Source organism: Pseudomonas sp. Pseusp11, from assembly GCF_047304405.1.
Classification (GTDB): domain Bacteria; phylum Pseudomonadota; class Gammaproteobacteria; order Pseudomonadales; family Pseudomonadaceae; genus Aquipseudomonas.
In genome coordinates this window covers 52475-74423 of the sequence record NZ_JBGLZF010000026.1, presented here as the reverse complement: position 1 = coordinate 74423, position 21949 = coordinate 52475, and the positions used below count along the sequence as shown (strand labels likewise).

Here is a 21949-nt window from a genome sequence, read left to right as displayed (position 1 = left end):
TTTTGTGGAAGGGATGCCGATGTCACCGAGGTTATTCAAGACAAAGCGTTTTGCGATGCAGGCCGGTAAGGCTTGGGTCGGCGATGAAGAACTTCGGGAGGCATTCACCGAAATGCTCGATGGTCAGGCGGACAATCTCGGCGGCGGGGTCTGGAAAAAACGTTTGAATGCCAACCGTCACCGCTCAATTGTTCTGGCAAAGGGTGGGCATTATTGGATCTATCAATTGCTGTTCGCCAAGAAGGATCGAAGCAATATCAGCCTTGCGGAGCTGACTCAACTGCGGGGATTAGCCAAGGTTTATGGCACATTGACCGAGATGCAGGTCCAGCACTTGCTGGACATTGAGGAGTTTGTGGAGATATCCCATGAGTAAGAAATTCAAAAGTGACGTGTTTGAGTCGGTACACGAGTCAGCCAGTGCTTTGTATGCCATCGGTGCCATCAGTAAGGCAACCATGCGCGAATTCGACGAGTCATGCCTTGCAACGGTTCCGGACGCGATCCCGGCTGAGCAGATCAAAGCGCTACGTGAACGCAACAACGTCAGCCAGCCAGTGTTTGCGCGTTATTTGAACACCAGCGCTTCGACAGTCAAGCAATGGGAGGCGGGAGCCAAACACCCCAGCGGTATGGCTCTGAAGTTGCTGAGTATCGTTCAGAAACACGGCCTGGAGATACTGGCCTGAAGCATCGCACTGAACCCTGACGAACACCGCAGGTTGATTAAATGAGGCGCTACGATTTCAGCCCACCTACTCCATCACCCGCCGATAAAACAACCATTCCTGCTCCAGCGCGTGGGCCTGATTGCCGGCCTTGCGAAAGCCATGGCGTTCGTCGGCGTAGTAATGCGCTTCGACCAGAATGCCATTGTCCTGTAGCGCCTTGACCATGTCGCGGGTCTGTTGCGGCACCACCACGGCGTCCAGCTCACCCTGAAAGAAGATCATCGGAACGCTGATGTTGTTCGCGTGCAGCAGCGGCGTGCGCGCGGCGTAGCGTTCAGCGTCCTCTACCGGGTCGCCGATCAACCAGTCCAGATAATCGCCTTCGAACTTGTGGGTGACACGACCCAGCGCAACAGGATCGCTGACGCCATACAGGCTGGCGCCCGCACGAAACACCTTGTGGAAGGCCAGTGCGCACAACGCGGTGTACCCACCGGCGCTGCCTCCGCGGATGAACGCGTTGTTACCATCGATCAGTCCGCGCTCGGCCAGGTAGCCGACCACTGCGCAGGCATCTTCCACGTCCACGTCGCCCCAGCTCAAATGCAGCGCCTGGCGATAAGCGCGGCCGTAACCACTGCTACCCCGGTAATTGAGGTCGGCCACGGCGAAGCCCCGTTGTGCCCAATACTGGATTCGCGGGTCGAACATCGGGTAGCAGGCTGACGTCGGTCCGCCATGAATGAACACCACCAAGGGCGGTTGCGTGTCGCCGGTCATCGCCGGGTAGAAGAACCCGTGGGCCTCGCCCGAACCGCTCGGATAACGCAGGGTTTGCGGGCGGCTGATTTGTTCGGCGGGCAGTGGTGCAACGCCACCGGCGAGGGTCTTCACCTGCCGGGTTTCGCGGTCAATGGCAATCACTGCCGCTGAACTGACCGGCGAAGCGGCGATGCAGTAGATGAACTGGTCATCCTGTGCGAGATGGCGGAAGCGGCTGTAGTCGCCCGTGAAATCCTCACGGGAGCCATCGCCATGACAAAGCCCAAGTCGCCCAAACCCACCTTCGGTCCAACTCGCCAGATAAGTGTCTTCGCTCAACGGTAACCAGGTGCAACCACCCAATTGCCAGGGCGCCGGTCCATGGTCGGCAGCAGCGCTCGGGAGTGGGCTCAGACCTTCTGTCGACTCCACCCACGGCTGCCAGAAACCGCCGCGATCGGTCAGACAATACAGACGGCCGCGGTCATCGAATCTCGGTTGTTGCAGTGACTCCTGAGCACCGTCACCGGCCACACAACGCGGCTGCGCAAAGGTGTGATCGCGCTGGCGTTCGGCAACCATCAGGCGAGTCGCGGTCCAGGGCTGATCCGGGCGATTCCACTCGATCCAGGCCAGACGTCGACCGTCAGGACTCAAGGTCGGTGCCGCGTAGAAATCAGCGCCTTCGGCCAGCAGATGGCGTTGGCCGTCAGCCAGATCGATCGCCACCATGCGATGCTGATCGCGGTTCTCTTCCACCGCCAGCACTTGCCCGTTGGCGAACTGCAGATCGCCGTACCGGCATTCACTTGAAGTCAGTACCTCAGGCGTCTCATCGCTCAGCGATTGCCGATACAGCTGCTGATCGGCCTCGTTGACGAACACCAGCCCGTCATCGGTCAGACAAAACGCGCCACCGCCATATTCGTACACCCGGCTGCGCGCACTGAAGGTGGGCGGCGTCAGACAATGCGCCTGACCGTCGCGCCACTGCCAGATCCGGCAGGCAGCATCTTCGGGGCGGTACTCGTTCCAGAACAGGCCATGTGGCCCGACCTGCAACTCGGCGAAGTCGATGCCGGCCGCGACGGCCCTGGCGGCGCTCAAGGGTTCAGCTTTTGGCGATGAGGCGTGAGTTTCGTTCATTGCGAAAGGCCAGTTGTTCGATGGTCTGGGTCGCGTGCTCGGCTTCTTCGCGGGCCTTGAGGATCACGCTGTGATGTTCCGACTTGCTGCACACCGGGTCGGCATTGCTCGCGTCACCCGTGAGCATGAACGCCTGGCAACGGCAGCCGCCGAAGTCCTTTTCTTTTTCGTCGCAGGAGCGGCACGGCTCGGGCATCCAGTCATAACCGCGAAAGCGGTTGAAGCCGAACGAGTCGTACCAGATGTGCTGCATGCTGTGGTCGCGCACGTTGGGAAACTGCACCGGCATCTGTCGGGCGCCGTGACAGGGCAGTGCGGTTCCGTCTGGTGTGACCGTCAGAAAAATACTGCCCCAGCCGTTCATGCAGGCTTTCGGACGTTCTTCGTAATAGTCCGGCGTCACGAAAATCAGCTTGCACGGATGCCCTTCGGCTTCCAGTTTGGCGCGGTATTCGTTGGTGATGCGTTCGGCGCGAACCAGTTGCTCTTTGGTCGGCAACAGGCCGACCCGATTGAGCTGCGCCCAGCCGTAGAACTGGCACGTCGCGAGTTCGACGAAGTCTGCCTCAAGGGCAATGCACAGCTCGATGATCCGGTCGATCTTGTCGATGTTGTGCCGATGGGTGACGAAGTTCAGCACCATCGGGTAGCCGTGAGCCTTCACCGCTCGGGCCATTTCGAGTTTTTGCGCGAAGGCTTTTTTCGAGCCGGCCAACAGGTTGTTCACCTGCTCGTCGCTGGCCTGAAAACTGATCTGGATATGGTCCAGACCGGCCTTCTTGAAGTCGCTGATTTTCTGCTCGGTGAGGCCGATGCCGGAAGTGATCAGGTTGGTGTAGAAGCCCAGTTTGCGCGCCTCAGCGATCAACTCGGCGAGGTCCTGGCGCACCAGCGGCTCACCACCGGAAAAGCCCAACTGCGCCGCGCCCATCTCCCGTGCTTCGCGAAAGACTTTGATCCACTGCTCGGTGGTCAATTCTTTGCCTTGCTCGGCGAAATCCAGTGGATTGGAGCAATACGGGCATTGCAGCGGGCAGCGGTAGGTCAATTCGGCCAGCAGCCACAGCGGCAGGCCGATGTCGGGCTTGGGCGGTAACTTGCCTGACACGGAATCAGGCAAGTTCGATCCAGTGCTGAGCACGGGCGACCTCCATGAATTGCTCGATGTCGTCACCGAGCTCGGGCACGCCGGGGAACTGTTTGTCGAGCTCGGCGATGATGGCCGCGACATCTCGCTGGCCATCGATCAAACCGCCGATCAGCGCGGCGCTATCGTTGAGTTTGATCATGCCTTCGGGGTAGAGCAACACATGGCCTTTTTGCGCCGGTTCGTACTGGAAACGGTAGCCGGGACGCCAGGTCGGGGTTTTGCTGCGATCAAAACTCATAAGGTGATTCCTTTATGCCAGACCCGCTGTTCGGTCACGCTGTGGTACGGCGGGCGGTTCAGTTCGTAGGCCATGCTCATGGCGTCGAGCATGCTCCAAAGAATGTCCAGTTTGAACTGGAGAATTTCCAGCATGCGCTCCTGGCCTTCCCGCGTGGTGTAGTGCTGCAACGTGATTGCCAGACCGTGCTCCACATCTCGGCGAGCCTGGCCCAGGCGCGTACGGAAATATTCGTAACCGGCCGGGTCGATCCACGGGTAATGCTGCGGCCAACTGTCGAGGCGCGATTGGTGGATCTGCGGCGCGAACAACTCGGTCAATGAGCTGCTGGCGGCTTCCTGCCAACGGGCCCGGCGGGCGAAGTTGACGTAGGCATCCACGGCGAAACGCACGCCGGGCAGCACCAGTTCCTGGGAGCGCAACTGATCCGGGTCGAGGCCGACCGCTTGCCCAAGACGCAACCAGGCTTCGATACCGCCGTCTTCACCGGGGGCGCCGTCATGGTCCAGCAGGCGCTGAATCCACTCGCGACGGATTTCGCGGTCCGGGCAGTTGGCCAGGATCGCGGCGTCCTTGAGCGGGATGTTCACCTGATAGTAAAAGCGGTTGGCGACCCAGCCCTGGATCTGCTCGCGAGTCGCCCGGCCTTCATACATCGCCACGTGATACGGGTGATAGATGTGGTAATAGGCGCCCTTGGCGCGCAGGGCCGCTTCGAATTCGGCGGGGGACATTGGGGTGTCAGTCATTGCGGTTCTCCGGGAACAACCGGTGGATTCTTTGGTGTCTGGTCGGACGCCTTCGCGGGTATACAGGGATAGCGCTATCCCTGTAGGAGCGAGCGGTGCGGCGATCCGACTTGCCCGCGAAGAGGCCATCCACTACAGCACAATACTCATGCCGTCATAAGCCACTTCAACTTCACGACGGGCCAGCTCCGCACGCTCTGGCGAATCCTCATCGAGAATCGGGTTGGTGTTGTTGATGTGGATAAGCACTTTGCGCTGCTTGGGCAGTTGTTCCAGCACTTCGAGCATGCCGCCGGGGCCGTTCTGCGCCAGGTGGCCCATTTCCCGGCCAGTGCGCGTGCCGACACCACGGCGCTGCATTTCGTCGTCGTCCCACATCGTACCGTCCACCAACAGGCAATCGCTGCTGGCCATGATTTTCAACAGCGGAGCATCGACCTTGCCCAAGCCCGGTGCATAGAACAGTTTACCGCCGGTGCTCAGGTCTTCGACGATCAGGCCGATGTTGTCGCCCGGGTGCGGGTCGAAGCGGTGCGGCGAGTAGGGTGGGGCGGCGCTACGCAGGGGCAGTGGGGTGAAACGCAGGTTCGGGCAGGCCGGGACGGTGAAGCTCTGATCGAGTTCGATACGGTTCCAGTTCAACCCGCCGTTCCAGTGGGTCAGCATGGTGAACAACGGGAACCCGGTACTCAGGTCTTCATGGACCATGTCAGTGCACCAGACCTGATGCGGGCAACCTTCGCGCAGGCTGAGCAGGCCGGTGGTGTGGTCGATCTGGCTGTCCATCAGGATGATTGCGCTGATGCCGGTATCACGCAGCGCGCGTCCCGGCTGCATCGGCGCGAAACTCTGGAGCTGGGCGCGGATGTCCGGCGAAGCATTGCACAGCACCCAGTTCACGCCATCATCGGAAATTGCGATGGACGACTGGGTACGCGCTTCGGCCCGCAGGCTGCCGTCGCGAAAACCTGCGCAGTTCGCGCAGTTGCAGTTCCACTGGGGGAAACCGCCGCCGGCGGCGGAACCTAGAATCTGGACAAACATGGCCGCTCCATCATTGAAAACTGAAAATAAAAACGCCCCGGCAAGCCGAGGCGTAGCACTGCATTCTCTACCAAACGGCAGAGCTTAGCGGCTTGCGAAGTACATGGTGACTTCGAAGCCGATACGCAGGTCGGTGTAAGCAGGTTTGGACCAGGACATAGGAGCGCTCCTTCAGGTGGATGGGACAGTTGAGGCCTATACATATAGTCCACCTCCAGTCGGAGATGTTCAGATAGTTAGGTGGCTATGTTACTCAAAATTACGGAGCGATTGGCTGCGAATCTTTGAGAAAGCTAATTGCAGCGCCGGTAATGATCATTTTGCCACTTGCCAACGCGTAGTCGGGCAAGGTCCGCTGGCCAGACAGCGCCAGCCACCTTCGGCCCTATTCAGTCGCTGTGCCGCGGCCAGCAAGGCTTTGCGGTCGATCATCAGAATCGCTTGAGGTAGAAGGCCCAGATAATCCGACGAGTGGCCGGCCAGTTTCCCTTGCCAGAGCAGTTCGGCGGCCTGGGCGTTGGGCAGGGTGGTGCTGTCGAATTGATCGGCCAGGGCTTGGCGTTGGGCGATGAAGGTCAGCTCATCGATGCTTTCGATCATCCCTTCCAGTTCGCCGAGGAATTGTTCGATGTGCTGCAACAAGTCCAGAGGTGCGACGCTTGGCGATTGCACGCCGAACAACAGCCCGGTCTGACCGTTGATCTGGCGCAGCCCGCTGAATACCGCGTAACCGAGTTGCAGCTCTACCCGCAAGCGTTGATAGAACGGTGTCTGGCACAGGTGTGCGAGCAAGCGCCAGGCAGCTTCGTCGGCGATGTCGTGGGTTGCCGTCGGACAAAAGAGTAACAGCGCGTGTTCGCTGGAGCCGGTATCGACGGCGTTCCAGAGATGCTGTGAGCCGATCGACAAAGGCAACGTCGATTGATGGTCAGGCGTTCCCGGCACACGACTCAACGCCAACCCCATCGCCGCTTGCGTCTGGGCCGACAGTCCGGTCGCCAGACCATCCCAACGCGCGCTCGACCAGAGTTGCTGCAAGTCATCCGAGGCTGCGGTGTGTTCAGTGCATAGATCGGGCAGCGCCTTGAGCAGCTGTCGAATCGGCATCAATGGGGTGGCCGTCGGTGCTTCCTGTAAGGAACGAGCATCAGGTTTTGTCAGCGCTTTCAGCACATGTTCAAGGACTGTTGGCATCGGTTCCTGCAGCCCCGTCAGTCTCAGCAGCCATTCATTGCCCGATGCGCTGAAGGAAACGTCGACACCGGCCTGACGTGCCTCTTCGCGCAACGGCAGCAGGTTGTTTTCCAGATGCGACTGTAGGCCGTTGTGAGGCGCGGACTCCAGGCGCCAGCGCAGATAAACCGCGCCTTCATCCGTGTTATCCGGCAACGCCTGACTGAACTGCATCGGCGAACGTTCGCGGCGACTGCGCGAGCGATCCTGGGCAAAGGTCCGCAGGCCACGGTGGGCGCTGGTCTGGCCGCGAATCAAGCCGGCATTCTGGGCTGGAGTCTCGGTACGCAAAAACGGGTTGGGGGTCGGTAGTTGCCACTGGCCGGTGAAGTTATCCACAGCGCCGATTTGTTGCAGGATTGCCTTGAGGGCGACAACGCCCTGTTCGGACAACCCCGGTTCAAGTTGCTCGCTGTCCCGTTGGGCCAGTTGCAAGGCGCTGCTGACATGCTGTTGGCGCTTCTGCAGGGCGGCATATTCTTCGCGTAATGGGGCCCAATCCTGACGGGAGGAAAAAAAGCCCAGCCAATCCAGAAGCCCTTCACGGATCACGCTGCCCGATTGCGTGGCGTTCGCGGGCAGCGTGAATTCGATGTGCAACAAGGCTTGCCCGGCGTAGCGGTAGAGCGGCGCGGCTTTCAGGTTGTCCGCCAGCCCGCTGTCTCGCAGCTGCGCTAACAGGCCGCCGGGTTTTGCGGCGGTCAGCCAATGGCACAGGAACGCCAGCGCTTCGGGCGATGAGTCGGGCAGCGCTTCGAAGGAGAACAGCAGGTCCAGTCGACGTTCTCCAGCCTGTTGATAACTATTGGCCGAAGAGTCCATCAACAGGGTGGGCTTTGCCTGAGGGACTTTTTCACCGGCGGGAATGGCAATGGCAAACGCCTGCGCCATCCCTTTCAATTCTTCGAGACTCTGCGGGCCGGCCAGGCTCAACGTCATTTGCCCGGTCTGATAAAACTGCTGATGGAAGTCCTTCAACGCTTGCTGAAACTCGGGCTGCGGAATCGGCAGGCTGTAACGGTTGCCAGCATGAAACGCCCGTAACGGGTGAGCCGCCGAGAGCCCGTCGAACAGCGCGAATTGCTGTTGGGCTGTGGCATCCCGCGACCAGGCGACAAATTCGGCGTGCAGCACTTCCCGTTCCCGCCGCTGATCGTCCGGATTCATACGCGGATGGGCGAGCATGTCTGACAGATGCTCCAGCCCAGCGCTGAACGCCTGGGGCGGCAGTTCGAAAAAGAAGTCCGTCGTCCGTTCGCTGGTGCGCGCATTCACCTGCCCGCCATGACCTTGCACATAGGCCATCAGCCCTTGTCCTGCGGGAAAGCGCTCTGTACCCAGGAACAGCAAATGCTCGAGAAAGTGCGCCAGCCCCGGCCAGGCCGATGGCACGTCGTGACTGCCGGCAGCGACCCGCAACGCAGCGGCGCCGCGCTTCAAACCGGGAGCATGACGCAGCGTCACCCGCAGACCGTTGGCCAGGGTTTCAGTGTGAAGGTGGGGGTGATTCAGCGCAGGCATGAGCACTTCCAGAACAGAGAAGCGCTAATGCTAGCGGATTAGGGGGCGTTCTCAATCAGTTTCCACACTGCGCCGGGGAAACTGATTGAGAACGCCCCCTAAGTGGATCAGCGCTTGTTCAGCGCGCCGTAAAGCTCGGGACGGCGATCGAGGAAGTAGCGGTTGGCGGCGCGGGAATCGATCATCAGTTGGCGATCCAGCTCACCGACAATCAGCGATTCATCAAGGCCGGCCTGGGCGATACGGCTGCCATCCGGCGCGGCGATGCTGCTCTGGCCGCAATACTGGATCTCGCCCTCGCTCCCACAGTAGTTGGCGTAAGCCACATAACACTGGTTTTCGAAGGCCCGGGCGCGGACGGTGACGTCGGCGATGAAATCGTAGGGAATCATGTTCGCCGTCGGCACCAGGATCAGCTCGGCACCGGCCAACGCCAGACGCCGGGCGTTCTCCGGGAACTCCAGGTCGTAGCAGATCAAAAAGCCAAGCTTCCAGCCATTGAGTTCAACCAACGGAAACTCATCCGGCCCGGGGCTGAACATCGAGTGATCGAGGTCACCGAACAGATGAGTCTTGCGGTAGTTGCAGAGCCGCTCGCCATTGGCGTCGATCAACTGCACGGCGTTGTAGATCTGCCCGTCCTCGGTACGCTCCGGGTAGCCATACAGAATGGCGATCCCGGCTGCCTTGGCGATGCGCGCGATTTGCTGCGCCGATTCACCGTTGTGCACCTCCGCCAGCACGCTGACGGCGTCTATGCCGATGTTGTAGCCGGTCAGGAACATCTCCGGCAGCACCAGCAAGTCCGCGCCCTTGGCCTCCAGCGCCAGTTGATGCAGGCGTTGCAGGTTGCCTGCGACATCCAGGGGCCGCGGTGGACATTGGTAAAGGGCTACGCGCATTTCGGATTCCTCTTACTCGGGCAGGGCGATCGGACCGATCTCGTTGAACACATCTCCTGGACCCGGGTTTTCGGCGTGAGTTTCACCGCCAAAGTGTTTCATGATGCCCCACACCGCGTTGAGCGACGTCTGCACCGCGCCTTCAACCCACGCCGGCGTCCACGAAACGTCATCGCCGGCGATGAAAATCCCGCGTTGCTCGGGCGGCATGTCGTCCTGCATGAAGTGCGCATACATGCGCTGGTTGTAGCGGTAGTGACCGGGCAGCGCGCCTTTGAAGGCCCCGAGGAAATGTGGGTCGGCTTCCCACGACACGGTGATCGGATCGCCGATGATCCGCGCGGCGATGTCGACTTTCGGGTAGATCTTCTTCAGCGCATCCAGCGCCAGCTTCACGCGCTTTTCCACTGGCTGTGGAAGCATTTTCAGGGCGTCGCTCATCCACGAGTACGACAGGCAAATCACCCCAGGCTTGTCGTCGCCGTTATCGAACAAGTACGTGCCACGGGTCAGGCGATCAGTGAGGGTCATGCTCATCAGGTCGCGGCCGGTTTCCGGGTCTTTGTCCTTCCAGAACGGACGGTCGACCATCACGAAAGTTTTCGACGACTGCATGTAGCGGGTGCGGTCCAGAGCCATCCACATTTTTTGCGAGAACAGGCTCTCGTCGCATTCGATCTGGGTGGTCAGCAGCCAGCTCTGGCAAGTGGTCAACACCGCTGCGTATTCGCGGGTGTCGCCCCAGTTGTCGGTGACCGCAAAACGGCCGCCTGCCGCGTGGGCAATTTTCTTCACGCCGGTACGTGGCGCGCCGTTGTGCAGCGAGCTGAGGCTGGTGCCTTCCGGCCAGTGCACGCAACGCTCCGGCACATGGCGCCAAATGCCCTGCGGTACTTGTTCCACGCCGCCGACCACCAGGTGCTGGTGATCGTCGCAGTTGGTCATCACCACGCGGAAAATTTCCAGCATCGAGTTGGGGAAGTCCGAGTCCCATCCGCCGGTGCCGAAACCAACCTGGCCGAACACTTCACGGTGATGGAAGGAGAGCTTGGCGAAGGCTTTGGAGGTGGCGACGAAATCGTAGAACGTGCGGTCGTCCCACAGCGGCACGAGGGTGTTCCACAACTCCTTGAGGCGTGGCACGTCGCGATCGCGGATCGCCTGCTGGATCTCGCCGAAGCGCGAACCGTCTTCCAGGGCATCGGCCCAGGCGTCAGCGACTTCCTGGAACAGTGCAGGAAGATCCGCCAGTTTCTGTGCGTAATGGGTTTTGCCTTCCAGATCGATCACCGTGCTGCCAGACGCGGGGGTCAGCGGGTTCGGGAAGGGCTTGGTCTCGAGGCCGAGCTTGTCGACGTAGTGATAAAACGCAGTGGACGACACCGGGAAACGCATGCCGCCGAGCTCGGCGATGATGCCTTCGGCACCGTTGAACGCCTGGGAGCGCAGACGACCGCCCATTTTCGAGGCTTCGTAGACGACCGGCTTGAGGCCCAGTTTCATCAGTTCATAGGCGGCCACCAGACCGGCAATGCCAGCCCCGACAATCGCCACCTCGGCGCCGTGATTGTGCGCCGGAATGCTCCCCAGGCCGGCCGGGTGCTCGATCCAGTCGTCGAAGGCGAAAGGAAAGTCCGGGCCGAAAATAGTGACTGGTTTTTTACCGTCTGCAGGATGGCGATTGTTCTTGTTCATGGATGACCTTGCTGGCGACCCGACGCAGGATGCGCGTCTGAGTATAGGAAAAGATGGCAGCCATTCTAGAGAGCGTAGAACACGTTAATAAGACGCAATGTGTCGTCGTTTTGCTAATTGTTTTATCAATATGACGATGTATCACTACATATTGTAGGTGTGAGCAGTGCGGCGATCCGACTTGCCCGCGAAGAGTTCCGACCAGACACCGAAGGCCTCAAACCGGCTGCCCCCGATCAATCTTGCTGCTCAGGATGATCGAAGTCGTCGTCTTCTCCACCCCATCTACACTGCCGATCTGATCCAGCAACTGATCCAGCTGCTCCGGCGAATCGGTGCGCAACCACGCCACATAGTCAAACTCGCCACTCACCGCACACAGCTGCTGCACCTGAGCCATGGCGCTAAGTCGTCGCAGCACTTCCTTGCCAGACCTCGGTTGCACCGTAATCCCGACGTAAGCCTGCAATCCGCCATCCACCACACGCTGACCCAGTCGCACGCCGTAACCGGTGATCACCTTGGCCTTTTCCAACCGGGCCAGGCGCGAAGTGACGGTGGTGCGGGCGATGCCCAGCTGCCGGGCGAGCATGGCCACACTTTCACGGGCATTGATCTGCAGGGCGGCGATCAATTGGCGGTCGATTTCGTCGAGAACAGGCGGGCGAGTGTCAGGCAAAGGGGTATCTCCAGCGGTACAGAGCAATGGGCAGGCATATTACAGGCAGTCCATGCCCTCAACGGGTTAATTGGATGGACACAAATTGTCACTCGTAGTCGAATGCGTAACCAGGAGCTGCGAAGCGAGGGGATGAAATGAAGGGTATGCCTGCGGCTCTGCGCGACTATGCATTGCAGATTGCCAATCACGAAATGGGGCATTACGTCGTAGCCCGAGCCCTGGGTTTTGAAACGGGTGATGTGACCCTGAAAGTGACCATGGGCCTGACGCACCATGGCGGGGCCTCCATTACCTTGACGCGGTCCATTTCGTCGCTCGAAGCCATGAAGGAACATTTGGAAGCCCGGATAATGGTCCTCTTCGCCGGCGCCATGGCGCAGACATTACCGCCAAAGCATTCGCCCGAGAAACGCGTCGATAAGTCGAAAGCGGCAGCCATCCTGAACGGAGAGTTTGGAGCGGAACAGGATCACGCAAAAATAAGAGAATTGCGGTACTTGCTTCGAAATATCGCCTGTCCCGATACGGATCCAGCGTCGTCCGACAGCATCATTGCTGAGCTGACAGAAATTAATGATCGCTTGTGGTTGCGCACCCAAGAAATCGTCGAGGTGTTGGCCGATACGATTACTGGATTGGCGGGGCTTTTGGTGGAGCGCATGGTCATTGTGGAGCAGTGGGGTAGGCCGGCGGATACGTATGAGGTTGTGTTGACGGGGGGAATGCTTGAACGGTTGGAGCCAGTGCAGGCCATTCCAATGTTGAGTGTTTGGGCTTAAGCATCCGAACTCCCGACCACGATCAGGAAGCCCCGAACAATCGGGGCGTGTTTCAAGAAATGAGCAGGCGCTATTCCTCGGACTCCGTCGCCGTCCGGGCAGGTCGCGGTGTCAGCACTTTCACCACATCATCAATCACCGCTTTGCTCATCGCCGTCAGGTAGTGTGCGGCCCAGGCGTGGCGGTCGGTGTCTTTTGCGTAGGCTGCGTCCTCGGCAAATGATTTGGCGAGGGATAGCAGATCGGAGGTTTGAGTCAATGCGTCGAGGATGGGGACGCCAGCGCTGACGTGGAACAGTGGCTGATCCGAGCAATAGGTGAAGGGCGTGAGGCCGATGGTTTTCAGTTCGGAAGCTGCGGGCGGAATTGTTTTGGTCATGGTTTTACTCCTGGGTTCGAGGAGCTGCCCTTCTCGTTACCACACGAAAAGGTGGCAGCTGTACGCAGGGTGGTAAACCGGGAACCAAGGAACCGGCACGCCCGAGGGCGTCCCACGCACAGCCGCCATATCAAGATCACAGGTATAAAAACTGCCTGTATTCGTTATGAGTGCACTGTTGCGCTGGTTTCACCGGGCTACCACACCCGATCGCTGCATTGGCAGCGACGTCCGGAGAGTATCCCGTCGAAGAAAAGCCCAACAAGGCGGCAAAGTGCCCAAATGCGCCCATTACGCAATTCTCGGAGTTTGCCTACAACCTTGGCGGACGTCATCTGATAACCCACCGTCCGCACAAAATATAACCTAGACGGCAGATAGGAATAATGATGCACGGCCCGCCTCGGAGCAGCGCATAAGGCGCGACCCGAGCTCCGACAGGATGACTGATGCTACAGAATGACCGCGATAATCTGGAACTCGATAAGCTCCAAGTCGAAATCCGGAAATTCATGGCCGAGACCCGCAAGTTTATGGCCGAAGAAAGTAAGCTCAGACAGGAAGCCTTTTGGTATCCGTTTGCGGTGGGCGCGGGTCTGGTCACCGCCTTCGTCGCAGCCGTTGGGCTGTGGTCCAAGCTCTAATACCGAGCCCGCCAGAGCGCAGCCAATCATCGGCGGCGCTTGAGTTTTGCCGCGGAGCAGCCCACCTTATCCAACTAGGGCTAGCGCATTAGGCGCGGCCCGTGATCCACACAGGAAGACGCAGTATGTCCACACCCCCCACGACTCAAGCCAGCATTGAACAGTTGCACCGAGACGTGGCCGCTTTGGCTGAAGACATGCGTAGCCCAGCACCCACTGCGACCCGAGCGATACTACTGCCGTTTGGGCTCGGCGCCGCGCTGGCCCTAGTGACCTTTGCCGTCGTCGCCTTGGTGGCTCGGCTGGTCTAAACCCCTAAGACCAAACGTCAATCTCAGAAAACGCAAAAGCCGCGCATTAGCGCGGCTTTCTTGTTTGGTGGGCCCACACGGACTTGAACCGTGGACCAAAGGATTATGAGTCCTCTGCTCTAACCAACTGAGCTATAGGCCCTCAGTAGGCCGCGGATTATAGCGATGGTTTCTCGGCTGTGCTATCCGAAAAATCCGATACGGTTATACGAAGAAACGTCGCGGCGAATTCGTCGGGGGGAAGTGGCAGGCTGACGATGTAGCCCTGGATCTGTTCGCAGCCTTCGGTGGTGAGGAATTGTTGCTGGGCATGGGTTTCGACGCCTTCGGCGATGACGGTGAATTGCATGCTGCGGCCCAGGGCAATGATTGCGCGGACAATCGCCGCGTCGTGCGGGTCGTCCGGCAAGCCGCGGACGAAGGATTGGTCGATCTTGAGGATGTCCAGCGGCAGGCGTTTGAGGTAGCTCAGGGACGAATAGCCGGTGCCGAAGTCATCGATCGCCAGTTGCACGCCCAGGCGTTTGAGTTGATGCAGGACCGCCAGCGCTTCTTCGGCCTGGCTCATGATGAAGTTTTCGGTAATCTCCAGTTGCAGAAAATCAGGTTTGAGGCGGTTGTCCTTGAGCAATTGCTCGATCCGGCCGAGCAGGTTCGGCTGGCGTAATTGAGCGCCTGCCAGGTTGACCGAGAGCGGGCCGAGGCACTCATAGACCTGATTCCACTCGTACATCTGCCGGCAGGCGGTTTCCAGTACCCAATCGCCGATTTGCAGGATCATGCCGTTTTCTTCGGCCAGGGGAATGAAGTGCTCGGGGGGCACATCGCCGAAGGTCGGGTGATGCCAGCGAATCAGCGCTTCGGCACCGACCAGCCGATGATCCTTGAGGCTGATTTTGGGCTGGTAGTACAAAAACAGCTCATTGCGCTCGATGGCACGTCGCAGTTCATGCTCCAGTGCCACGCGTTCGCTGGCCTGGGCGGTGAGGTCGCGGGTGTAGCTTTCAACCCGGTTACGGCCCTTGGCCTTGGAGCGATACATCGCGGCATCGGCGTTCTTGACCAGCGTGGCAACGTCGCAGCCGTCCTTGGGATACAGGCTGGTGCCGATACTGGCGCTGATAAAAAACTCGTGCTCGCCGGCCTGGAAAGGGGCGCTGAAGCAATTGAGCAGCTTGGTGGCAATGTTGTCGGCATCGCTGGCCTGTTGCAGGCCAGGGAGCAGGATGATGAATTCGTCGCCACCCAGCCGCGCCACGGTATCGATATCGCGCAACTGCTCCTTGAGGCGTACGGCGATGCCTTTGAGCAGCAGGTCGCCGACCGGGTGACCGAGGCTGTCGTTGATGTGTTTGAAACGGTCCAGGTCCAGGAATAGCACGGCGCCTTGTCCACCGTTTTCCTGCTGGTTGTTCAGCGCGGTCAGCAGGCGGCTTTCGAACAGTGTGCGATTCGGCAGGCCGGTCAGCGGATCGTGGTGCGCCTGGTAGTCGAGTTTGGCTTGCGCATGCTTGAGGCTGGAAATGTCCGCGAACACCGCGACAAAGTGGGTGATGAGTTTGTCCCGGTTGCGCACTGCGCTGATGGTCAGCCAGCTCGGGTAGAGCTCGCCGTTCTTGCGCCGGTTGGAAATCTCGCCTTGCCAATGACCTTCGGCGGTCAGTTGATGCCACATCGCAGCATAGAAGGCGCTGTCGTGCAGGCCCGAGGCGAGCAGGCGAGGGGTGTGGCCCAGTGCTTCGGTCTCGCTGTAGCCGGTGATTTCGGTGAAGGCCCGATTGACCGCGCTGATGTGCTGTTGGGTATCGGTGATCAAGACACCCTCGGCGGTGCTTTCGAACACGGTGGCGGCCTGTTGCAGTTTTTCCTGCATCAGGTGCCGTTCGGTAATGTCCCGGGCGATGGTCAGCATGCAGTCTTCATCGCCGATGGGCAGTGGCCGGCTTGAAACTTCGCAGAGCCGGATCTGCCCGTCCTTGCGGCGGATGTGGCAACTGAAGTCGCGGACGAAACCATCCCGGTGCAGCAATTCGAGCATCTGTTTGCGCTCGTTGAGATTGACCCAGATCCCCAGGTCCAGCGCCGACCGATCCACAGACATCGCACTGTTGAACCCGGTTATACGGCTGAAACCTTCGTTGACTTCCAATAGCAGGCCGTCGCTCTGCCGGGACAGCAGCAAGCCGTCGGGGGAGGCGTGGAAGGCCTTGGCGAATTTCTCTTCGGAGGTTTGCAGCTGTTGCTGGGTTTCCTTGAGCTGACTGATGTCTCGCACCACCACCACCAGGGCCGGGGTCGTGTCGAGGTCGAAAGGTTCGGCGGAAATCAGACCAGTGAACACCTGGCCATTGTTGCGGCGAAAGGGCATCTCCAGGTTGCGGATACTGCCGGCCTGCAACCGCTGCAGCAAGCCCGGTCCCACGCCAGGAACGCCCCAGATGTTCAGGTCGGTGGCCGTCTGGCCTATAACGTCTTCGGCCTTGAGGCCGATCTGTTCCTCGAACGCTTCGTTGACTTCCAGCAGGCAGCCGTCGGAAAGCCGTGCAATCACCAGAATATCCGGGCATTGCTGGAATACCGAGGCGAACTTCTGTTCCGACAGGCGCAGCGCCTCTTCGGTGCGTTTGGCTTCGCTGATGTCGATCATCAGCCCGCGCAGGACCGGTTCATGACCGTGTTCGATCAGGCTGACGATATCGCGGACCCACAGGCAGCGGCCGTCAGCGGTGATGACCCGGTAATCGACGCTGTGATCGCGCCCGGCCGCCACTTCACGGTCGCAGAAGGCCTGGGCCCGGGTGAGGTCCGCGGGGTGGATGATGTTGCGCCAGAAGCCCGGAATCAGCCAATGGGACAGGGGATAACCGAGGAGGTCCTGGGCGTGGGGCGACACGTAACTGTAGGTGTAATCGCTGATCTGCGCTTCCCAGGCGATGGCTGAAAGACTCTCCACCAGCCCGCGGTAATGGTATTCGCTGCTGCGCAGCTCCTGTTCCAGGTCGACCCTGCGGGCTATTTCCGAACTCAGTCGGCGATTGATCCGGATCACCACTGCCAGCACGATCATCAGAGCCAATAGCCCTGGCAGGCCGTAAATCAGCACGTCGGACCAGAAGGTCCGATGATCCAGGACGTTACCGACCCAATGTTCCTGGATGGCACTGATTTCACTCGGGCTCATGTCTGCCAGGACTTTGTCCAGGATACTGACCAGCAGCTTGTTGTTCGGGGGGACGGCCATCGCCAATTGGTAGCGGTAGGGCGTCTCACCGCTGACGTAGAGCCCTTCGAGCTTGAGCTGGCGCAGGCTCCAGACACTTGAGGCGAGATCGCCCACGACCGCGTCCACTTCGTCGGTAGCCAGCGCTTGCAATGCCGAGCTGACATTGGGCATCGCCACCAGATTCAGGTCGGGATGCTGGGTGCGCAACAGTTCATGGGGGGCGTAGTTTTCCACCACGGCGATCTTCAGCCCGTACAGATCTTTGAGTTTGCGCGGTTGGGGGCCTCCGACATGGGCCAGAATGACAATCGGAAAATCGAGGTAGGGGCGGGTGAACGACAGATAGGTCTGGCGCTCGGGGGTCGACATGATGCCCGGCAAGATGTCTAGCTTGCCTTGTTTGGCCTGCTGCAGCACTTCAGTCCAGCTGACCGGTTCGATGGGTGTGAGTTTGATGGCCAGCCGTTGCCGGATGACGTTGATATAGTCTGCTGCCAGGCCCTGATAACGCCCATGATCGTCGCGAAACTCAAACGGCGGCCAGGAGGCATCGACGCCCAGGCGCAATTCCGGGTGAGCCGCCAGCCAGCTACGTTCTTCGTCGGTCAGAGTCAGCGCGCCAGCCGTTGCGGTCCAGGTCATCAGCGACAGCAAAAAAAGCACGGTCGACCATCTGGGCATAACGGTCTCGTTATGGCTTTGGGGGAATGCTTCGAGTGTAGACGGGCTATTCGGCGGGTGGGACGTGCGGGGCATTTAATCTGTATAAAGCAAAACCCCCGGCCTGGGCCGGGGGTTCTGTGATCACTCGTCGAGGAAGGAGCGCAAATGCTCGCTTCTCGTCGGGTGGCGCAGCTTGCGCAGCGCCTTGGCTTCGATCTGACGAATCCGTTCACGGGTCACGTCGAACTGCTTACCAACCTCCTCGAGGGTGTGGTCGGTATTCATGTCGATACCGAAACGCATGCGCAAAACCTTGGCTTCACGGGCAGTGAGGCCGGACAGGACTTCGCGAGTCGCTTCTTTAAGGCTCTCAACGGTGGCGACATCGATTGGCGACTGCATGGTCGAGTCTTCGATGAAGTCACCCAGATGGGAGTCTTCGTCATCACCGATCGGGGTTTCCATGGAGATCGGCTCTTTAGCGATCTTCAATACCTTGCGAATCTTGTCCTCAGGCATTTCCATGCGTTCGCCCAGCTCTTCCGGGGTCGGTTCGCGACCCATTTCCTGCAACATCTGCCGGGAAATACGGTTGAGCTTGTTGATCGTCTCGATCATGTGCACCGGAATACGGATGGTGCGGGCCTGGTCGGCGATCGAGCGAGTGATCGCCTGACGGATCCACCAGGTGGCATAAGTCGAGAATTTGTAGCCACGGCGGTATTCGAACTTGTCTACCGCTTTCATCAAGCCAATGTTGCCTTCCTGGATCAGATCGAGGAACTGCAGGCCACGGTTGGTGTACTTCTTGGCGATGGAGATCACCAGACGCAAGTTCGCTTCGACCATCTCTTTCTTCGCGCGGCGGGCCTTGGCCTCACCGATCGACATGCGACGGTTGATGTCCTTGATCTCGGCGATCGTCAAACCGGTTTCGGTTTCCAGCGCGGTCAGCTTCTGCTGGCAACGAATGATGTCCGGTTGCAGGCGACCAATGGCTTCAGCGTATTTGCTTTTGCCTTTGGCCAGTGCATCGCTCCAGCTTTCGTCGACTTCATTGCCCGGGAACTGGCGCAGGAAGTCGGCACGCGGCATGCGGGCATCACGAACGCACAATTGCATGATCGCGCGCTCTTGCTGACGCAGACGATCCAGGGCGCTGCGAACACGCTCGACCAGGCCTTCGAATTGCTTCGGCACCAGTTTGATCGGCATGAACAGCTCAGCCAGGGCCAACAGCTCGGCAATCGCAGCCTTGTTGTAGCGACCGTGCTTTTTCAGCGCCTTGCGGGTGATTTCCATCTGGTCGGCGACAGCGCCAAAACGCTGTGCGGCGATGACCGGATCCGGACCGCTTTCGGCTTCTTCTTCGTCATCGCTTGCTTCGGCGTCATCGTCGTCGGTGTCGTCGGCAGCTGGAGCGGCTTTCGGGTCGACAGGCGGTGGCACTTCGGCTGCAGGCGGCGCAATGCCGTCGTCCGGGTCGATATAACCGCTCAGGACGTCGGACAGGCGGCCACCTTCGGTGGTGACGCGAGTGTACTCGGAGAGAATATGGTCAACCGTGCCAGGGAAGTGCGCGATTGCGCCCATCACTTCGCGGATGCCCTCTTCAATACGCTTGGCGATTTCGATTTCGCCTTCACGTGTGAGGAGCTCTACCGTACCCATTTCACGCATGTACATGCGCACTGGGTCGGTGGTGCGACCAATGTCGGTCTCGACCGCTGCCAACGCTGCAGCTGCCTCTTCGGCCGCGGCTTCGTCGGTATCGGCGTCGGCCAGCATAAGGGAATCCTTATCTGGCGCAACCTCGAATACGTTGATCCCCATGTCATTGATCATGCGGATGATGTCTTCCACCTGTTCCGGATCTGAAATATCCTCCGGCAGGTGGTCGTTGACCTCCGCGTAAGTCAGGTAGCCCTGCTCACGACCAAGTGTGATCAACTCTTTGATACGAGACTGCTGTTGCGCTTTTCCGGACATAACACCCTATCCACTGAAGGTCTTGGCGGGCAAAAAACAAGCCGAGGATTATACCTGAGCTATGACCTCACGCGCCAGTTGAGGTCGGGTTTGATGCGCAAACATTGCGGCTTAAAAGATCGCGCAGTTGATTTTTTTCTTCGGCACTCAACTCACTTTGACGCGCTTTTCGAAGAAGTTGTTCCAGATTTCGCTCGCGTTGGCGGGCTGACAAGCTAGTAATGGTGTCGAAAAACTGTTGTTCAAGGTTATCTCCATCAATCAGCCATTCCTTTTCTGCCAGCGCTTTCAGCAGTCGGCCCTGTTCAGTGCCGTGCCAACGCGCAATCAGTTGAAATGAGTTTAGCTTGGGATTCTTCTGTACGGCTTCGAGCAGGGCGACCAGCAGTTGCGTGTTAGTGTGGTCTTCGGCCGCAAAGTGCCCGGCATCCTCGACTTTTTCGGCCAGTTGCGGGTGATGCAGCAGCGTGCGCAAGGCGGCCAGGGTGGGTGGCTCTACAGCGGCCGGTACCCGTGGCGCGCGTGGTTGATCGCGATCGCCGCCGCGTTTGCCGTTCTTGTCCCACGGCTTCTTGTCCCATTTCTTGCCGCCGGCACCCGGTTTCTTCGGCGTCCACTCCTGCTGCGGCACATACATCTCTTGCGCCTGCGGTTGATGGTAGTCGCTGTAATCCGGCATGGCGTCGTAATCAATGCCCGGGTCGTACGCCGGTGGTGCTTCCTGAGGTGCGCTTTGCACCAGTTGGCTCACAGCTTCACCGCTGAGCCCGGTAATTTCGGTCAGGCGCTGGCGCATCAGAATGCGCAGGTTGGCGCCCGGGACTTTGTCGATCAGCGGCGCGGCGAGGGTGGCCATGTGGGCCTTGCCTTCAAGCGAGCGCGGGTCCGATTCCTCGGTCAGCTGTTGGAAAAAATAATCGGCCAATGGCTGTGCATGCTGATTGATCCGCGCGCGGAAGGCGTCAGTGCCTTCGGAGCGGACCAGGGTGTCCGGGTCTTCGCCTTCGGGCAGGAATAGAAAGCGTGCACGCCGTCCGTCCTGCAGGCTCGGCAGCGTCGCCTCCAGTGCGCGCCACGCAGCGTTGCGACCGGCCTGGTCGCCGTCGAAGCAGAACAGTACGTTGGGTACGACGCGAAACAGTCGCTTCAAGTGCTCTTCGCTGGTGGCGGTGCCCAGGGTCGCCACAGCATTGCGCAGGCCTTGCTGGGCGAGGGCGATGACGTCCATGTAGCCTTCGACGACGATGATTTCGTCGAGGTTGCGGTTGTTCTTGCGTGCTTCGTAAAGACCGTAGAGTTCCTGGCCCTTATGAAAAACCGGGGTTTCCGGTGAGTTCAGGTATTTCGGCTTGTCGTCGCCCAGCACCCGGCCGCCGAAGGCGATGATGCGCCCGCGGCTGTCGCGGATCGGGAACATCACGCGATCGCGGAAGCGGTCGTAGCGCTTGCCGGTTTCGGCGTTCTCCACCAGCAGGCCGGCATCGATCATGGCCTTTTGCTGCAGGGTGTCGCTGCTCAAGTGCTTGAACAGATTGTCCCAGCCGGGCGGGGCGAAACCGAGGCCAAAGTCCCGGGCGATTTCGCCGGTCAATCCACGACCTTTCAAGTAATCCACAGCCGCTTTGCGCGATGGATGGCTTTTCAGGGCCTGACGGTAAAAATCGGCGGCGGCAGTGAGCAGTGGATACAGAGGCGAGTCGGTGGGCTGCCGCGGTTTGTGCGGTCGGCCGCTTTCTTCGCGGGGGATTTCCATGCCGGCGGCTTTGGCCAGTTCTTCGACAGCCTGGGGGAAGTCCAGGTTGTCGTGGTCCATGATGAAGCCGAGGGCGTTACCGCCAGCGCCGCAGCCGAAGCAGTAATAGAACTGTTTGTCGGGGCTGACGCTGAAAGAGGGGGTTTTTTCTTTGTGAAACGGGCAGCAGGCAGTGTAGTTCTTGCCGGCCTTTTTCATTTGCAGGCGCGAGCTGACCACATCGACGATGTCGGTGCGGTTCAGAAGGTCGTCAATGAAGCTCTGGGGAATTAGCCCGGCCATGGCGTTCTCGTCATCTGCGCTGAAATGGACCCGAAACGAAGTGCGGCCGAACGCGGGTCATTGTTTGAGGCGCGCAGGGTGTGCGGCTCGACCGGTGTCGTCTGCGTAATCGCTGTCAGGAAGTGTATCTGCC

19 protein-coding genes and 1 tRNA gene are annotated in these 21949 nt (G+C 59.7%); 5 read left to right on the top strand and 15 right to left on the bottom strand.

Annotated features, from left to right (window positions below; genetic code table 11):
- Positions 1-19: 19 nt before the first annotated feature.
- Both ACCC96_RS20750 and ACCC96_RS20745 read left to right on the top strand, forming a co-directional pair.
- Positions 20-376, top strand: a complete 357-nt coding sequence (locus tag ACCC96_RS20750) for a type II toxin-antitoxin system RelE/ParE family toxin (RefSeq protein WP_258674223.1) — start codon at positions 20-22, stop codon at positions 374-376.
- Complete coding sequence (locus ACCC96_RS20745; protein ID WP_019650317.1) at positions 369-689, top strand: helix-turn-helix domain-containing protein; 321 nt, start codon at positions 369-371, stop codon at positions 687-689. Before ACCC96_RS20750 ends, ACCC96_RS20745 begins: the two co-directional genes overlap by 8 nt.
- 66 nt (positions 690-755) lie before the next feature.
- On the opposite strand, the gene ACCC96_RS20740 is transcribed toward ACCC96_RS20745, so the two are convergent.
- The 10 genes from ACCC96_RS20740 to ACCC96_RS20695 all read right to left on the bottom strand — a co-directional run bounded on the left by ACCC96_RS20740 (position 756) and on the right by ACCC96_RS20695 (position 11790).
- Entirely contained in the window at positions 756-2579 is a 1824-nt protein-coding gene (locus ACCC96_RS20740; RefSeq protein ID WP_413696764.1) for a S9 family peptidase, read from the bottom strand.
- Positions 2545-3687: a pyrroloquinoline quinone biosynthesis protein PqqE gene (gene pqqE, locus ACCC96_RS20735; protein WP_413696773.1), complete on the bottom strand. Its 1143-nt coding sequence runs from the start codon at positions 3685-3687 to the stop codon at positions 2545-2547. Before pqqE ends, ACCC96_RS20740 begins: the two co-directional genes overlap by 35 nt.
- A gap of 4 nt (positions 3688-3691) precedes the next feature.
- Positions 3692-3967 carry a pyrroloquinoline quinone biosynthesis peptide chaperone PqqD gene (gene pqqD / locus ACCC96_RS20730; protein ID WP_019580716.1) on the bottom strand — a complete coding sequence of 92 codons (276 nt, stop codon included), beginning with the start codon at positions 3965-3967 and terminating at the stop codon, positions 3692-3694.
- Positions 3964-4716, bottom strand: coding sequence for a pyrroloquinoline-quinone synthase PqqC (pqqC, locus tag ACCC96_RS20725; RefSeq protein WP_007936521.1), 753 nt, complete (start codon positions 4714-4716; stop codon positions 3964-3966). Before pqqC ends, pqqD begins: the two co-directional genes overlap by 4 nt.
- A 132-nt stretch (positions 4717-4848) precedes the next feature.
- Positions 4849-5760 (bottom strand): pyrroloquinoline quinone biosynthesis protein PqqB, encoded by a 912-nt coding sequence (gene pqqB, locus ACCC96_RS20720; RefSeq protein ID WP_018928830.1) that lies wholly within the window; start codon positions 5758-5760, stop codon positions 4849-4851.
- 84 nt (positions 5761-5844) lie between these two features.
- Positions 5845-5919 carry a pyrroloquinoline quinone precursor peptide PqqA gene (gene pqqA, locus ACCC96_RS20715; RefSeq protein WP_009045898.1) on the bottom strand — a complete coding sequence of 25 codons (75 nt, stop codon included), beginning with the start codon at positions 5917-5919 and terminating at the stop codon, positions 5845-5847.
- A 156-nt stretch (positions 5920-6075) separates the two neighbouring features.
- Positions 6076-8514, bottom strand: a complete 2439-nt coding sequence (pqqF, locus tag ACCC96_RS20710; RefSeq protein ID WP_413696763.1) for a pyrroloquinoline quinone biosynthesis protein PqqF — start codon at positions 8512-8514, stop codon at positions 6076-6078.
- A 107-nt stretch (positions 8515-8621) separates the two neighbouring features.
- Positions 8622-9416 (bottom strand): carbon-nitrogen hydrolase family protein, encoded by a 795-nt coding sequence (locus ACCC96_RS20705; protein WP_413696762.1) that lies wholly within the window; start codon positions 9414-9416, stop codon positions 8622-8624.
- A 12-nt stretch (positions 9417-9428) separates the two neighbouring features.
- Positions 9429-11111 carry a flavin monoamine oxidase family protein gene (locus tag ACCC96_RS20700; protein WP_018928833.1) on the bottom strand — a complete coding sequence of 561 codons (1683 nt, stop codon included), beginning with the start codon at positions 11109-11111 and terminating at the stop codon, positions 9429-9431.
- Between the two features lie 217 nt (positions 11112-11328).
- Entirely contained in the window at positions 11329-11790 is a 462-nt protein-coding gene (locus tag ACCC96_RS20695) for an Lrp/AsnC family transcriptional regulator (protein ID WP_007980298.1), read from the bottom strand.
- Between the two features lie 137 nt (positions 11791-11927).
- On the opposite strand from ACCC96_RS20695, the gene ACCC96_RS20690 reads away from it, so the two are divergent.
- Entirely contained in the window at positions 11928-12572 is a 645-nt protein-coding gene (locus ACCC96_RS20690; RefSeq protein ID WP_413696761.1) for a peptidase M41, read from the top strand.
- Positions 12573-12642: 70 nt separating this feature from the next.
- Here the strand turns inward: ACCC96_RS20690 and ACCC96_RS20685 are convergent, their stop codons facing one another.
- Complete coding sequence (locus tag ACCC96_RS20685; protein ID WP_019580722.1) at positions 12643-12951, bottom strand: DUF3077 domain-containing protein; 309 nt, start codon at positions 12949-12951, stop codon at positions 12643-12645.
- Positions 12952-13400: 449 nt separating this feature from the next.
- Here ACCC96_RS20685 and ACCC96_RS20680 point away from each other — a divergent pair, with 449 nt between their 5' ends.
- Entirely contained in the window at positions 13401-13595 is a 195-nt protein-coding gene (locus ACCC96_RS20680) for a hypothetical protein (protein ID WP_018928835.1), read from the top strand.
- A gap of 125 nt (positions 13596-13720) precedes the next feature.
- Positions 13721-13906 (top strand): hypothetical protein, encoded by a 186-nt coding sequence (locus tag ACCC96_RS20675; RefSeq protein WP_007936539.1) that lies wholly within the window; start codon positions 13721-13723, stop codon positions 13904-13906.
- 65 nt (positions 13907-13971) lie between these two features.
- Here ACCC96_RS20675 and ACCC96_RS20670 read toward each other — a convergent pair.
- From ACCC96_RS20670 to dnaG, 4 genes are all read right to left on the bottom strand, one after another.
- Positions 13972-14048 (bottom strand) — tRNA-Ile (locus ACCC96_RS20670).
- Between the two features lie 15 nt (positions 14049-14063).
- Positions 14064-17810 (bottom strand): bifunctional diguanylate cyclase/phosphodiesterase, encoded by a 3747-nt coding sequence (locus ACCC96_RS20665; RefSeq protein ID WP_413696760.1) that lies wholly within the window; start codon positions 17808-17810, stop codon positions 14064-14066.
- A gap of 123 nt (positions 17811-17933) precedes the next feature.
- On the bottom strand, positions 17934-19781 hold the full coding sequence (gene rpoD, locus ACCC96_RS20660) for an RNA polymerase sigma factor RpoD (RefSeq protein ID WP_019580727.1): 1848 nt from the start codon (positions 19779-19781) through the stop codon (positions 17934-17936).
- A gap of 67 nt (positions 19782-19848) precedes the next feature.
- Positions 19849-21816, bottom strand: a complete 1968-nt coding sequence (dnaG, locus tag ACCC96_RS20655) for a DNA primase (protein ID WP_019650328.1) — start codon at positions 21814-21816, stop codon at positions 19849-19851.
- Positions 21817-21949 lie beyond the last annotated feature (133 nt).

What these genes read in the sequence shown, in the direction of transcription:
- ACCC96_RS20750 (WP_258674223.1), top strand. Translation starts at nt 20, where the DNA reads ATGTCACCGAGGTTATTCAAGACAAAGCGTTTTGCGATGCAGGCCGGT.
- ACCC96_RS20745 (WP_019650317.1), top strand. Translation starts at nt 369, where the DNA reads ATGAGTAAGAAATTCAAAAGTGACGTGTTTGAGTCGGTACACGAGTCA.
- ACCC96_RS20740 (WP_413696764.1), bottom strand. Translation starts at nt 2,579, where the DNA reads ATGAACGAAACTCACGCCTCATCGCCAAAAGCTGAACCCTTGAGCGCC.
- pqqD (WP_019580716.1), bottom strand. Translation starts at nt 3,967, where the DNA reads ATGAGTTTTGATCGCAGCAAAACCCCGACCTGGCGTCCCGGCTACCGT.
- pqqC (WP_007936521.1), bottom strand. Translation starts at nt 4,716, where the DNA reads ATGACTGACACCCCAATGTCCCCCGCCGAATTCGAAGCGGCCCTGCGC.
- pqqB (WP_018928830.1), bottom strand. Translation starts at nt 5,760, where the DNA reads ATGTTTGTCCAGATTCTAGGTTCCGCCGCCGGCGGCGGTTTCCCCCAG.
- pqqF (WP_413696763.1), bottom strand. Translation starts at nt 8,514, where the DNA reads ATGCCTGCGCTGAATCACCCCCACCTTCACACTGAAACCCTGGCCAAC.
- ACCC96_RS20705 (WP_413696762.1), bottom strand. Translation starts at nt 9,416, where the DNA reads ATGCGCGTAGCCCTTTACCAATGTCCACCGCGGCCCCTGGATGTCGCA.
- ACCC96_RS20700 (WP_018928833.1), bottom strand. Translation starts at nt 11,111, where the DNA reads ATGAACAAGAACAATCGCCATCCTGCAGACGGTAAAAAACCAGTCACT.
- ACCC96_RS20690 (WP_413696761.1), top strand. Translation starts at nt 11,928, where the DNA reads ATGAAGGGTATGCCTGCGGCTCTGCGCGACTATGCATTGCAGATTGCC.
- ACCC96_RS20685 (WP_019580722.1), bottom strand. Translation starts at nt 12,951, where the DNA reads ATGACCAAAACAATTCCGCCCGCAGCTTCCGAACTGAAAACCATCGGC.
- ACCC96_RS20680 (WP_018928835.1), top strand. Translation starts at nt 13,401, where the DNA reads ATGCTACAGAATGACCGCGATAATCTGGAACTCGATAAGCTCCAAGTC.
- ACCC96_RS20675 (WP_007936539.1), top strand. Translation starts at nt 13,721, where the DNA reads ATGTCCACACCCCCCACGACTCAAGCCAGCATTGAACAGTTGCACCGA.
- ACCC96_RS20665 (WP_413696760.1), bottom strand. Translation starts at nt 17,810, where the DNA reads ATGCCCAGATGGTCGACCGTGCTTTTTTTGCTGTCGCTGATGACCTGG.
- rpoD (WP_019580727.1), bottom strand. Translation starts at nt 19,781, where the DNA reads ATGTCCGGAAAAGCGCAACAGCAGTCTCGTATCAAAGAGTTGATCACA.
- dnaG (WP_019650328.1), bottom strand. Translation starts at nt 21,816, where the DNA reads ATGGCCGGGCTAATTCCCCAGAGCTTCATTGACGACCTTCTGAACCGC.